This window comes from Microbulbifer maximicatervae (SeqCode) (assembly GCF_052467815.1).
Map to the genome: position 1 here is coordinate 1,270,547 of NZ_CP174326.1, position 14,090 is coordinate 1,284,636.

Here is a 14,090-nt window from a genome sequence, read left to right on the forward strand (position 1 = left end):
AAGTCATACAACTATAGGCATGATGAAGCGATCAGTCACAGTTATTATTGGGTTAGGCATTCTGCTATTCGTGGGCGCTTTATTGCTTTCGCAACCCATAGCTTGCAGCACAGATTACGAGTTTCAAAAATCCCTTGTTGTAAAACATATTGAATCTAAAGGTTGGCCAATAAAACATCTTACTCCAATGAATAATCCTGATAACAGTTGCCAAGCAAGTTTTCTTTATAGATCAGACAATCAACACGTAAAGTTTGTTGTTGTCGCCGGCACTAAAGTGACATGGTGGGACTTCAATGAACGCGATTAATAGAAATTCCAAAAAACTGGCACTATTGAACAGCTAGTTATGTATCAAGTAGGAAGAAATGAATGGCAATAAAATGCCCTGAATGCAAGTCGAAAAATGTAGATGAAGTATTCCCCTTTAGTTTTTCTAAGTCGCGCTGCCCAGATTGTGGTTTTGAATACATTTTAAGTATTTGGTACCGCCTATCTGTTCATACGTTTTTGTGGTCGGTGCTGATATTCTTAGTCATTCCTTTTAACTTTATTGCGTCAGCTGATAATGTTTCTAATACAGTAGGGTTTACATTGATTGGCTTGATGATGATTTGTCCTATGGCCTACTGGTATATCACGTATACATGCTATCGAGTAGAAACTCCCAATAGGGTTAGTAAAACCAATTTTTTGATTTTTTGGGTTCTTACAGTGGCAACATATACCCCAGCAGTTATCTATATGGCAGGCTCTAATGCATAACAATGCGCTGTATGTCAAAGGCCAACTTTGTGCATTTTTACCCAGTCGCTGCGCTCCCATTATCGTGCATAAAGCGTCCAAAACTGTCCGCAGCTGAACGTGGCGATATTAATCAATTACTAACATCAGCCTTAAACTAAAGAAGAAGAAAATTGAAATATCTATTCCTGACTCTTATCTTTCTTACCATTTTCGGCTGTGCTTCTCAAGCGCCGAGAGAAATTTTGTTACCGAAGATCATGAATATTGAAGGTAAGAATTTCATTTCTGCAAATGTATTCAAAGAGTATGAATTAGAAATAAGCAGGCCAAAGGGTGGTGAATTCACTGTAAATATACCAGAAAAGGAAGCACCAAATTACTATGCATGCGGTGGAGTTTACTGGGACGAGTCCCTATATGCTCAAAAGATTCTAGAAGAAGCAGATTTAGTATTGGATTTTAAGGGCGTGAAAGAAGTTTGGGTCCCAATTGAAGGCGAGCCTAAAAAACTATATATTTTCGAAGTTCGGTAGTATAGCGAGTTTCTGTATCCGATTGTGTACACTTTTTTCGCCATACTGAAGCAGGACGGATTCATTCCGATAGGACAATAAGGAATCAATACCTTATGAGAATAGCCACATTATTTATATTGCTTTTTTTCGCTACATTTAGCTATTCTGAAGAGATTACCAATTGCCCCCAAAAACTTCAACGAATTGAAGGATATGACCCTAGTTATCCAATCCGAGAGAGCCGACAACCTGTAGATGGCTGGGTAGTTCTAACCGCTCGCCTTAATCCAGATGGGGAATTAGAAGAAGTCGACATTGTAGAATCAGTGCCACATAAATTTTTTGATCAATCTGTTTTAAATGCTGTAAGCAGTTGGAAGTTCGACTGGTCGGGTAGCTGGTGTAAGTATAAAACTAAGATTATCTTCGTATTTAGTGGCTTGTAGTGGCACACCAGATTTGGCCACTTGACTTTGAGTGGTATTATCACGCTCAACAGAATCAGATGGAATAGTGACCAAGTCGAGCAAAAAACATTTTCCTCCCGGATTCCGTTGGGAATCTGCGCAGCTTGTAGTCGACCAAAACTATACGATGAAAGAAGCTTACGAAGCCATGGGAGTAAGCAAGTCTACGATAGAGTCGTGGGTTCGTAAGCTTCGCTGAGTGCGAGATAGAAAAGCACCTGAAAGTATCGCAATCACACCTGACCAGCTACGCATTCAAGAGCTCGGGCGATAGCTTAGATGGGTTGAGGAGGAAAGAAATTCTAAAAAGGCTACGGCCCTCTTGATGTCTGACTCGCTGAAAAATTCACGGTAATCGAGCGATTGCAGAAATGCTATGCTTTTTAAAAACTGAGTGAAGTATTTAGTGTACACCGGAGCTGCGAGACAGGCCTCATGAGCAAGAGCCAGAAGAAATGCAATTGTAGGCTCTAATTAGAGCCGCCTATAAAGTTGGCAACAGCTCAGCCGATACCGCGCTGGACAGTGAATAAAGCTACTTGGCCTAGAAAGCGCTCAACTACCGAGCCATCGATACAGGAAATCCGAGCAGCCACATATTGATGTGCCGAATTATCTAGACCGGAAGTTCGATGTAGTTGAACCCACGGCGATATCACGTATATGTGGATAGGAACTCGCTGAGCATATCTTGCCGTAGTGTACGTAAACCTGTTGGGTGGGCGTTTGATTCTACCCATCAACAACGGACACACCGCTAAGCGACTAGTTGTTCCTCAAACGCCTCGGGGCTGGGATAGCCATTGGCGCTGTGTAAGCGATTTCGATTGTAGTCTATCTCTATATACTCAAATACGGTTTCTCGCATGAGGCACCTCGCAGGAAAGCGGTTACCATGGATTGCTTCTACCTTAAGTGAGTGGAAGAACATTTCGGCACAAGCGTTATCATAGCAATTACCTTTGGCGCTCATGCTGCACCACAGATCATAAGCTGTAATTAAAGATTGATAATCTTTAGAGCAATACTTACTTCCCCTGTCAGTATGCACAATAACATTCGTAGGTTTCTTACGGCGCCACAAAGCTGATCCTACCCACCAACGACGGACACTCTCTTAAGCGATAAACTACGCAGCAGAGGTGCTCTATGACAAGATCAAATAAACCAACCAAAACCACTCGTAAACAGTACTCAGAGGAGTATAGAAAGGATGCCCTAGCACTTGCGCTCAAAGTTGGGGTAAGCGTTGCCGCTAAACAGCTTGGGTTACATCCTTCTCAGATTTACGGATGGCGAAGCAAGGCTAAGTTACATCAGAGCCGAGGGGATGCCGAGAGAGAGCTGGCCACAGAGAATGCTCGCCTTAAGCGGCAGCTGGCTGAGCAGGCAGAGGAGCTGGCGATCTTAAAAAAGGCCGCAGCGTACTTTGCAAAGAGCCTGAAATGAGGTACGCCTTCATGCAAATGCACAGGCATGAATTCAGCATCAAAGCGATGGCCAAGGTATTGAACGTATCTCGCAGTGGGTTTTACGACTGGGTGTCAAGATCGGCCGGCCAATCCAGGTACCAGCAGTACCGAATGCAGCTCGATAGCTTGGTACAGCAGCGCTTTATAGCCAGTAAAGAACGTAGTGGCTCTCCTCGCCTGACGAAGGAGTTGGCCAGTGAGGGGAGTAAATATAATCAAAAAACAATTGCTGCCAGCATGCGTCGACAGGGCCTACGGGCTAAAGCCGCCAAGAGATATAAAGCCACAACCTATTCAAAACATGGTCTGCCAGTAGCTCCAAATCTGCTCGAGCAGAACTTCAATGCTGAAGGGCCGAATCAGAAATGGGCTGGGGATATAACCTACCTGAGAACGGAAGAAGGTTGGTTATATCTGGCTGTAGTGATAGACCTATATAGTCGGCTAGTTATTGGTTGGGCGATGTCAGAAACGATGACAGCTACATTGGTCTGTGACGCTCTTCAAATGGCTTTATGGCGACGTAAGAAACCTACGAATGTTATCGTGCATACTGACAGGGGAAGCCAGTATTGCTCTAAAGATTATCAATCTTTGATTACAGCTTATGGTCTGCGGTGCAGCATGAGCGCCAAAGGTAATTGCTATGATAACGCTTGTGCAGAAACATTCTTTCACTCACTTAAGGTAGAAGCAATCCATGGTAACCGCTTTCCCACAAGGTGCCTCATGCGAGAGACCGTATTTGAGTATATAGAGATAGACTACAATCGAAATCGCTTACACAGCGCCAATGGCTATCTCAGCCCTGAGGCGTTTGAGGAACAACTAGTCGCTTAGTGGTGTGTCCGTTGTTGATGGGTAGGATCAAAGCCATTTAAAGAGCGTCACAGACCAATGTAGCTGTCATCATTTCTGACATCGCCCAACCAATAACCAGCCGACTATATAGGTCTATCACTACAGCCAGATATAACCAACCTTCTTCCGTTCGTAGGTAGGTAATATCCCCAGCCCATTTCTGACTCGGCACTTCCGCATTGAAGTTCTACTTGAGCAGAGTTAGAGCTACTGGCAGACCATGTTTTGAGTAGGTTGTGGCTTTATATCTTCTGCCTACTTTAGCCCGTAGGCTCTGCCGACGCATGCTGGCAGCAACTGCTTCTTGATTATATTTACTCCCCTCACTGGCCAACTCCTTCGTAAGGCAAGGCGCGCCACTACGTTCTTTACTGGCTATAAAGCGCTGCTGTACCAAGTTATCGAGCTGCATCCGGTACTGCTGCTGCTTGGATTGGTCGGCCGATCTTGACACCCAATCGTAAAATCCACTGCGGGATACGCCGAATACCTTGGCCATCGCTTTGATGCTGAATTCATGCCTGTGCTTTTGTATGAAGGCGTACCTCATTTCAGGCTCTTTGCAAAGTACGCTGCGGTCTTTTTTAAGACTGCCAACTCCTCTGCCTACTCAGCCAGCTACCGCTTAAGTCCAGCATTCTCTGTGGCAAGCTCTCTCTCGGCATCTCCTGGCTCTGATGTAACTTTACCTTACTTCGCCATCCGTAAATCTGGGAAGGATGCAACCCAAGCTGTTTAGCGGCAACGCTTACCCCGACCTTAAGCGCCAGTGCTAGGACATCCTTTCTATACTCCTCCGAGTATTGTTTACGAGTGGTTTTGGTTGGATTACTTGGTCTTGTCATAGAGCACCTCTGCTGCGTAGTTTATCGCTTAAGAGAGTATCCGTCATAGGTGGGTAGGATCATTGTAATTCTCGGAGATCTTTAGAGCTTGGGTAGCCGCCGTATTGTAAGCTGCCCCTGTCATACAAGCTAAGAAATAATAAAAATATTTAAAGTCGTAAACGTCGCTAATTTAGTAGAACTTTATACTTATCATGAAGCTTTAATCACTAAATGTCGTAGTATTAAAGGCAAATAGCTGTTTATGGAATATACTAAAAAATATTAAGGACGTCTGAAAAAATTGTATTCCTTAAAAATAGGACATACCGATAGAACCCTCATGAAAAATTAATAAAATAAAACAAATTTTTTAAAGATGATACACAAATCAAAATAAGTATCACAACAAAGTGAAAAAATAACAATATTCATCTTGGGCTAAACACTCCTCAACTATTCACTGCTATACGGTAAGCTGGATATCCACCCCATTGCCAGTTTGACATTGCCATATTGCATATCTACTCCCAAAATATGAACGTATAACTATTACCCACTTCTTTAGTAATAATGCAAGTTTTCCCTAAATTCCTGGTTAAGATTCGAAGAGTTAGCACACGTAGTTAGATCACAAATTGGTTACTTGTGAAAGCAAATTTCGTGTGCTAATACCGATAACGCTCTGTTAATTTTTGTCAATTACATATTCACCTTATCTTTATACTTGCCATGCACCCCTTGTTTTGCGTATTTTATCGCAAAGAGAGGTTTCATCATTGCTGGGTAAGATCTTATCAAGTTTACACATAGTAAACCGATCCGCATGGAAACTAGAGATCAATGGTCTGAAAACAATAAGCAGTCGTACATATGGATGAAGTAATACAGAGACGCAAGCTACCCTTAAAAAAAGCAACAATAGTAATAGGGGCTCTGATACTTGTAGCTCTGATAGTTGTCTCAATATCAGGTAACCCGGCCTCAATTGAGGTAGATACTAAAAGACTCGTTATTTCTCAAGTCGAAGAAAAGATATTTAGCGAGTATATCCCAGTAATTGGTACGGTTACGCCTCAAACAACTGTCTATTTAGATCTACAAGAAGGCGGTATCGTCAAGGAAATATATATTCAGGGGGGGACACTGGTTCAAAAAGGAGATGTTATTCTCCAGCTTGCTAATGCTAGTGCGCAAAAATCAAATGTTGACTCCGAATCGCAAGCTCTAAGAACACTTAATGACCTAAGAACTCAGAAAATTAACTTAACCCAACAGTACTTGCAGAGTAAGGAAAATCTTTTAGATCTAAATAAGCAACTACTTGATGCTCAAAGGCTATTTTCAAAGTTAACTAAGCTTTACGAAAATGATGGGGCTAATATCACACAAAATGAATATGAAGAAGCCCGTGATATGGTTTTATATCTCAAAAAGAAAATTGAGTTAAAAGAAGAACGCATCAAACAAGAGAATACTTTAAGATTACAACAAGAAGAACAAATTGATGATTCTATTAAAAGGTCAAATAGAAGTTTAATTATTCTTTCGGATATTATGAACAGCTTGGAGGTAAGAGCACCTATAAGTGGGCAATTGTCATCCATGAATGCAGAAATCGGGCAGAGCTTTAATCGTGGGCAGCGTGTCGGACAGGTGGATAAGTTAGACCACTTTAAAGTGCGTGTAAAAATTGACCAGTACTATATATCCCGGGTATCAGAAAACCAAAGTGGTCATTTTAAATTTAACGGTAAAAATCACGAAGTTATTTTAAGTAAAATATATCCAGAGGTTATTGATAATCAGTTTATTGCTGATATGGACTTCATCGATGGCTTTCCTATTGGAATTAAACGAGGTCAAACACTCAGTATAGATTTAGAGCTTGGAAATGCATCTACCACAAAGACTTTAAAAAAAGGTGGGTTCTATCGCTATACAAGTGGAAAATGGGTATATCGGGTATTAGAAGATGGCTCTGGAGCAAAAAAAGTAAAAATCACACCAGGGCGTCAAAACCCTCAAACATTTGAAATTCTTAATGGTTTAAGTGCTGGTGACAAAATCATAACCACTAATTATGAAGATTTTGGCGATGCAGACGAAATAACGTTCAAGTCACCAATTCAAGGATAAATTACTTTATAGCAAGTGTCAGGGAGTTAGCTCTGGCATAGCTGTTACTTCTGACAAATAAATTATGCTCAATGGGAAAGTTCACAAACTGAAGTGGGTTGGTAACTTGGATCAAGCACAAACAAATTCGATAAATTATTATAGCAGCTAAAAATGATTTAACAGCGCCATTAAAAGTATAGCGGTTATATTTAACTTTAAATATAAGTTTTACTGTTAAGGCCCTAAATATTAACACAAAAAAGGTATTGGCAATGCGAAATAATACTATAAACATGCTGGAAAGAATTCACTTTGAAGTTGCGGATATATGCCTAATTAAAAACACCATTATTCAGATTCAATACCATCTATAAAGGTTAATTTTGGTATACCCTCAAGTAAAATTTTATGAATATGAAGTTGTAAACTTCTAACAAAAAATATTTAAATAAATAAATTAGGCGAAACTAAGGCAGGCAAATGACGAATTCACCAGTTATCCTTATCGACAATCTAAAAAAAATATTTCTTACAGAGGAAGTAAAAACGACTGCCCTGAACGGAGTTAGCTTAGAAGTTCAAAAAGGGGAATTTGTAGCCCTTATGGGCCCATCTGGATGTGGGAAATCCACTCTGATGAACATATTAGGACTTATCGATAATCCTAATTCTGGTAGCTACAAGTTTCTAAATGAGGAAGTCGGAAAATATAATGAAAGGCAGCGGGTTCGTTTGAGGAAAGAAAACATAGGCTTTGTTTTTCAAAGCTTTAACCTTATCGATGAACTAACTGTATATGAGAACGTAGAACTACCATTGCTGTATAACAAAGTACCAAGCTCAGAAAGAAAAGCAAAGGTAGAAGCAGTTATAGCAAAAATGGATATGACTCATCGTATTCACCACTTCCCGATGCAGCTATCTGGCGGTCAACAGCAGCGGGTTGCCGTTGCTCGTGCACTTGTCCACTCTCCGGACATAATTCTGGCTGACGAACCTACTGGTAACTTAGACTCAGTCCATGGCGAAGAAGTTATGAAAATATTTCAGCAACTTAACTCTGAAGGGACGACTATCGTAATGGTTACCCACTCAGTGAAAGATGCTACCTATGCCCATCGGGTTATTCGCCTTCTCGATGGGAAAGTCACAGAAGAGGAGATAGCTGAGGTATCACTAAATGTTTAAGAATTACCTACTAGTCGCATTACGAGGCCTGTCTCGCGAAAAAGTATATGCCGGTATAAACCTCATAAGTTTATCTTTGGCTGTTGGCTGCTGCTTAATATTATCTCTCTATATCCGTAGCGAACTCACATATGACAGGCACCATGAAAATCACAATAGTATTTACCGCGTTACAAATGAAATTTTCAACCGAGGAAAAGGTGAACGATTTTCCATCACTTCTCAAGCGCTGGGGCCATTACTAGTAAAGGAATACCCAGATATAGGTGAATATGTTCGCTTTAAATCAATGGGCAAAACTCTTCTAAAAACTGAAGATAATGAGGCATTTTGGCAAGACGTCATAATGGCAGACCCAAACGTATTTGATGTGTTTACTCATGAAATAATATATGGAAATACAGAAGATGCATTATTAGACCCATATGCAATTATTATTAGTCAAAGGACATCTGACTTCTATTTTGGTAATGAAAACCCTGTTGGTAAAACTCTGTATACAGATACAGGGAGCTATCAGATAAAAGCCGTTTTCCGTAATCTTCCAGATAATACTCATTTAAAGTATGACATAGTTATGTCTACTAAACTCCTCGATAACCTGGGGCAAGGTGATGCAACACTTACACCTAGGCGGCTATTTTACATTGGATTCATGACATACTTTCATCTGGCAGATACATACTCTGAATCAGATTTACAACGAATTCTCGCAGAATTTAATGAAAAAATCATGACTGAACCAGGTAGAGAGTTTGAACTAACCATAGACTTTCATACTCAGCCCTTACTAGATGTTTATTTTTCTAGTGGTTGGCAAGGTGGCCCTCCGAGTGGAAATATATTTTTTATTTACGGATTTATTGCTGTAGCAATATTTATTCTATTGGTAGCCTGTATTAATTATACAAACCTAGCAACAGCCAGAGCTACGAAACGAGCTAAAGAAGTCGGTGTACGTAAAGTTCTAGGCGCAGAGAAATTTCAGTTAATTTGTCAATTTTTAGGTGAGTCAATTGTATATACAATTTTGGCATTTATAATAGGTATCATTGGAGTAAAACTTGCTGAAACTTATACACCATTAGTCTACTTGCTTGATAAGCTTAGTCTTGTTGACTTCTCAGAAGACAAGTTATTTCTATGCGCTCTCTTTTTTGGAGTTAGCATTGTCGGTATAATAGCCGGAGTTTATCCAGCTTTCTACTTATCATCTATACCTCCAGTTGCATCACTTACAGCAAATAAAAAAGCATCTGCTAATCGAATAAGTATTCGACAGGTATTAATCTTTATTCAATTCTTTGTATCAATCAGTGTTGTAGCTTGTACATTGATTATGGGGCAGCAAATGCATTATGCAGCTAATAAATCCCTAGGATACCAACAAGAAAATAAGCTCGCTATTCAACTATATGGTGCGGAGGCAATCCAAAAAATCCCACTTATAAAAAATGAACTTATGGCAGATCCAAATATTCTCGGCGTCGCTGAAACTTCATTTGTTCCAGGTAGCGGAGCGAGAATTAGTCTTATGAAAATTGAAAACAATGAAGGGGAATTTGAGAAAGTTGGCCTCTTTCACATGACTGTTGGAGATGAGTTTGTCGATGTAATGGGGTTGGATATTATTAAGGGGCGAGGGTTCTCTAAAGGACAGTCTTCCAATGAGCAAGGTGCAGTACTGGTCAATGAGACATTGGTCAAAACTCTTGGCTGGGATAATCCATTAGGAAAACGAGTCGAGATGTTCAATGCTACAGTTATAGGAGTGGTACGTGACTTTCATGTAGGTTCATTACATGACCCTATTCCATCCCTTATTCTACGTCCGTTTAATATTGTTGATTATTCAAGCTTGTCTAGCTCCCAATTAAGCATGATGAATAGAACTCTGGCTATAAGTATTAAAAATACTAATGTTAGAGATACTATTGATAAAGTTGAGAGCGTAGTATCACAGTTTGACCAAGAACATCCATTTGAATTCAAATTTTACGACAATCTTCTTCAGGAACTATATGCCGATGAGAGCAATTTAATGAGCTTAATCGGTATGTTTGCCGCAATTTGTATATTCATTTCATGTCTGGGTTTATTTGGTTTATCAGCATTCACAACGGAACAAAGAACCAAAGAGATTGGAGTTCGAAAGGTTCTTGGTGCATCAACGTATCAAATAATTTATATGCTAGTCAAACCACAAATGATTTTAGTAATAATCGCTTCATTTGCTGCCTCTCTCACTTCTTATTGGATAATGAATGATTGGCTTAATACATTTGCTTACAGGGCAGATATTGAGATTTGGATCTTTATCCTAGCCACCCTCATTGTTGCAACAGTTGCATTTATAACGGTGGTATTACAATCCGCAAGTACTGCAAATGCTAATCCAGTAAAATCTTTAAGATATGAGTAATATTGATTTCTAAATGTAAATCATTTTACCTTTTGAACCATATACTTGAACCCGCTCTATAAATTGGAGCGGGATTGTTTTAACTCAAGTGGATAATGCTTCTTGTGGATATAAACTCAATTTGGAGTATAGCCTATGACTAACTATTTAGTGTCGGTAGTCTTACCTTATAGTAATAATAAATGTAGCTTGTTAAGTACTTTAGAATCACTTCAGAATCAGAGTTTGTGTTCTTTCGATTATGAAATAATTGTAGTAGATGATGGGTGTCAAGACGACAATATAGAGCAATTGATTTATACAAAGATTCCTGATGCCAAGATTAATTATTATAGTTATTCTGACAAAAAGGGAGCTGCTTACGCGCGAAATTTTGGATGGAAAAAATCTACAGGACAAATAGTTATTTTTTTGGACTCAGATCAAATCGTTAAATATAATTTTGTAGAACAGCATTTAACTTTTTTTGATGCAATACCAAGTAGTGAATCTATAATTCAAATAGGTTTTAGAAATGAGGTTGATATAAATACTCATGCCGGTGATAAAAAAAATTATAATAAAGTGACCCATAAAGATCCAAGGTTTTCCATATTTGAATGGTATTCTGAAAATATGCAAATGCTTTTAGGAGCATGGCACCTTTGTTTTTCACATAATATCTCTATCAGGCGAGAAGATCTTGAAAAATATGGTGGATTTGACGAGGACATTTTTTCTGGGTGGGGCTTAGAGGATAGTGAGTTCGCATATAACCTATCAAAAAATGGCGTTAAAATTGCGTACAACCCTAATATATTAGTGTATCATCTTAGCCATCCTGTAAGCTGGAATTCCGACAGCGGCTACAAAGCTTGGAACAATAATTTACAAGCTTTTATTGAAAAACATCCAGATTATCCTGTAATAGCTCAATCAATATTTAGTGAATTTTTTAATCCTGAAAAAAGGCGACATCACATACAAAAAGGTGATGATAGGCCATGGATTTCTTGCTATCGCAAATTTGAGGAAGTAATTAGGACATTTTTTGGATACAGGAAGTATAACAAAGAAATAGTTATGAAGAACCCAAGATGGAACGATATAATCCAAAAATTAAATCAATTTCCCGATAAAGATATAACAGTTCTAGTGCCAAAAGGGGACATAGAGCTAATAGCTAAAATTCAACTATCTAAAGTCACTGAGCGAATTGCACTCTTCACATACTAATTTAGTTTAAAAAATAAATATTTACAATCCAGCAACGCCTTTTCGGTGCCTATGTCTACATCTATCAACTTTAATTTACCTCACATCAACACTATTACTAAGAATTTAAGTGTGTGAAGTACATCTATTCCAATTATCCCAATAGATATTTGATAGTTTGAGGTAGGTAAGACAATATCAGCCAGATATCACACACAGTCTAAAATTTAAGTAGAACTCGTAAATAGGATCATACCCAAAACGGCTCTTAGATTTGTCACCTTGATTATAATGGCTACCCAAATTTTCAAGGTGACTTCCTAAAAATAGCTGGATTCACTCTATCAAGCTTTTTCTAAAGTAGTAGTATGTCCTTTAGACTGATGTAACCAAAATCGCGAATAGACACCACCCATCTCTATAAGGGATGAGTGGGGGCCTTGCTCAACGATAGTACCATTTTCAATCACAACTAACCTATCGAGCTTTGATAAAGTTGATAGCCTATGCGCAATGACAATTACTGTACGTCCTGTCATCAATTCATCTAGATTCTGTTGGATCGAATTCTCAGCTTCTGAATCTAGTGCAGACGTGGCTTCATCCAATATTAATATAGGTGAATTCTTCAAGAACGCTCGTGCTATTGAGAGTCTCTGCCGTTGCCCCCCACTAAGGGTAACCCCACGTTCACCTACATGCGCTTCATATCCTCGTCTACCCTGGGAGTCCTCCAGAGATAAAATGAAATCATGTGCAAAAGCTCGTTTTGCTGCTTTAATTATATCCGAATCTGATGAATTGGGACTTCCGTATCGTAAGTTTTCCCAGATAGATCGATTCATTAGAGAGACGTCCTGGCTCACTACAGCAATATTTTTTCGTAAACTATCTTGACTGACGGTGCTTATATCTTGGCTATCAATCAGAATTCTACCACCCTGAATGTCATACAACCTAAGAAGTAACTTAATAAGTGTTGATTTCCCGGCTCCCGAGGGACCTACAATTCCCAATCTCTCACCCGCATTAATCTCTAAATTTAGGTTCCGTATTACAGTATTACTATTATCATATCCAAAACTAATATTGCTGAATTCAATTGATCCGTAGGATAGATTTAGTGGCTGAGCTGAAGATTTATCCTGGACATCCTTTCGCTTCGTGAATGTAGTAATGCCGTCCTTAATCATCCCGAAGTTTTCAAAAAGGGACGAAGTTTCCCACATTATCCAATGGGAGATGCCGTTCATTTTTAAAACTAGAGCACCTGCAGCCGCTATAGCGCCTGTGGTTATAGCGCCTTTTGACCAAAGAAGAATACAAAGAAAACCTACACTCAAAATAAGGAACGTACTCAAAATCCATACACGGCTAGTAACTCCGGTTGCCAATCTACTGTTCTTATAGCTTGAGGTGAGGAGTAATGACATCGCGTTTCTAGCATAGTTTCTCTCTAACTCAGCACTAGAAAATAGTTTTACCGTCTCAATGTTTGAGTAGGTATCAACAAGTCTTCCAACTAAACATGAATTAGCGTCCGCCCTTTCTTTTGCGGCTAGAGCCAATGTTGGTAAAGCCCTGTAGAGTATGAAAAAGTATGCCAGTAGCCATATCAAGAAGGGAACAACTAAATATAGGTTTAGGGCTGCAACTAAGCCAAGCGAACTAACTAGGTAAATACAAACATACAGGACACCGCAAATCATTTTCCTTGTGGCTTCTTGCATAGCAAATGCAGTCTGCATTAACTTTGTTGCTAGCCTTCCGGACAATTCATTATTGTAATAATTCAAGCTATGTGTGAGTAATTGGCGGTGCAGAGACCAGCGAATACTCATAGGAAAATTTGTTAATATGGTTTGATTTATAAACAGTGTTTGTAGAATTGATAGTGCAGGTAGTGCAACTAAAGTACAACCTGCCCAGATTAGAACATTATCTTCTGTGAATGAGAATGCTGTTTCCGGGGTGTGATCATCCAACCAGTCAACAACTCCACCAACTAGACCATAAAGAGACACTTCTAAAATCGCGATAGTAGCGGTCAAAACTGCGGCGACTAGGATATATTTCTCTACCCCCCTAGTGTAATATCTGAAAAATTTAACAAATTGATTAGATGGTGTGTCTTCTGGCCAGTTCGGAAATGATGCGAGTAAACGTTCAAAAAAGAAATACATTCTTTAGTCCCAGAGAATTTATGTTATGGAACAACTATGGAAAGGCTGTGCTTAGTTCAACACCTTTCGGCGCTATGCTCAACACAAGACAGTCTA

At 39.4% G+C, this 14,090-nt stretch carries 11 protein-coding genes and 2 pseudogenes; 8 read left to right on the forward strand and 5 right to left on the reverse strand.

The features are described from left to right. Window positions 1-372: 372 nt before the first annotated feature. The 3 genes from ACJJIW_RS05470 to ACJJIW_RS05480 all read left to right on the forward strand — a co-directional run bounded on the left by ACJJIW_RS05470 (window position 373) and on the right by ACJJIW_RS05480 (window position 1,708). Complete coding sequence (locus ACJJIW_RS05470) at window positions 373-765, forward strand: hypothetical protein (RefSeq protein WP_444936856.1); 393 nt, start codon at window positions 373-375, stop codon at window positions 763-765. A gap of 152 nt (window positions 766-917) precedes the next feature. Then, window positions 918-1,280 (forward strand): hypothetical protein, encoded by a 363-nt coding sequence (locus tag ACJJIW_RS05475; protein WP_282930405.1) that lies wholly within the window; start codon window positions 918-920, stop codon window positions 1,278-1,280. Window positions 1,281-1,375: 95 nt separating this feature from the next. Beyond that, on the forward strand, window positions 1,376-1,708 hold the full coding sequence (locus ACJJIW_RS05480) for an energy transducer TonB (protein WP_282930406.1): 333 nt from the start codon (window positions 1,376-1,378) through the stop codon (window positions 1,706-1,708). A 778-nt stretch (window positions 1,709-2,486) separates the two neighbouring features. On the opposite strand, the pseudogene ACJJIW_RS05485 reads toward ACJJIW_RS05480, so the two are convergent. Next, window positions 2,487-2,816 (reverse strand): annotated as a pseudogene (locus ACJJIW_RS05485) (IS3 family transposase); the annotation flags it as partial. Between the two features lie 62 nt (window positions 2,817-2,878). Between ACJJIW_RS05485 and ACJJIW_RS05490 the strand changes: the two are divergent. Next, window positions 2,879-4,041 (forward strand): IS3 family transposase gene (locus ACJJIW_RS05490; protein WP_282932943.1). Its coding sequence is split into 2 segments (ribosomal slippage): window positions 2,879-3,137 and window positions 3,137-4,041, totalling 1,164 coding nucleotides; the frame shifts between segments, so codons are not numbered across the junction. A gap of 40 nt (window positions 4,042-4,081) precedes the next feature. Here the strand turns inward: ACJJIW_RS05490 and ACJJIW_RS05495 are convergent. The 3 genes and pseudogenes from ACJJIW_RS05495 to ACJJIW_RS05505 all read right to left on the reverse strand — a co-directional run. Then, window positions 4,082-4,249: pseudogene (locus ACJJIW_RS05495) on the reverse strand (DDE-type integrase/transposase/recombinase); the annotation flags it as partial. Next, window positions 4,250-4,612 (reverse strand): hypothetical protein, encoded by a 363-nt coding sequence (locus tag ACJJIW_RS05500; RefSeq protein ID WP_444936857.1) that lies wholly within the window; start codon window positions 4,610-4,612, stop codon window positions 4,250-4,252. Window positions 4,613-4,646: 34 nt separating this feature from the next. After that, window positions 4,647-4,907 carry a transposase gene (locus ACJJIW_RS05505; RefSeq protein ID WP_444936858.1) on the reverse strand — a complete coding sequence of 87 codons (261 nt, stop codon included), beginning with the start codon at window positions 4,905-4,907 and terminating at the stop codon, window positions 4,647-4,649. An 852-nt stretch (window positions 4,908-5,759) separates the two neighbouring features. Here ACJJIW_RS05505 and ACJJIW_RS05510 point away from each other — a divergent pair. From ACJJIW_RS05510 to ACJJIW_RS05525, 4 genes are all read left to right on the forward strand, one after another. Then, window positions 5,760-7,025 (forward strand): efflux RND transporter periplasmic adaptor subunit, encoded by a 1,266-nt coding sequence (locus ACJJIW_RS05510; RefSeq protein WP_282930407.1) that lies wholly within the window; start codon window positions 5,760-5,762, stop codon window positions 7,023-7,025. 462 nt (window positions 7,026-7,487) lie between these two features. Beyond that, entirely contained in the window at window positions 7,488-8,195 is a 708-nt protein-coding gene (locus ACJJIW_RS05515; RefSeq protein ID WP_282930408.1) for an ABC transporter ATP-binding protein, read from the forward strand. Next, window positions 8,188-10,617: an ABC transporter permease gene (locus tag ACJJIW_RS05520; protein ID WP_282930409.1), complete on the forward strand. Its 2,430-nt coding sequence runs from the start codon at window positions 8,188-8,190 to the stop codon at window positions 10,615-10,617. The genes ACJJIW_RS05515 and ACJJIW_RS05520 overlap by 8 nt, the downstream gene beginning before the upstream one ends. Window positions 10,618-10,752: 135 nt before the next feature. Continuing rightward, on the forward strand, window positions 10,753-11,832 hold the full coding sequence (locus ACJJIW_RS05525; protein WP_444936859.1) for a glycosyltransferase family 2 protein: 1,080 nt from the start codon (window positions 10,753-10,755) through the stop codon (window positions 11,830-11,832). A 323-nt stretch (window positions 11,833-12,155) separates the two neighbouring features. On the opposite strand, the gene ACJJIW_RS05530 is transcribed toward ACJJIW_RS05525, so the two are convergent. Then, a complete protein-coding gene (locus ACJJIW_RS05530) occupies window positions 12,156-13,994 on the reverse strand; it encodes an ABC transporter ATP-binding protein (RefSeq protein ID WP_444936860.1) in 1,839 nt (612 codons plus the stop codon). Window positions 13,995-14,090 lie beyond the last annotated feature (96 nt).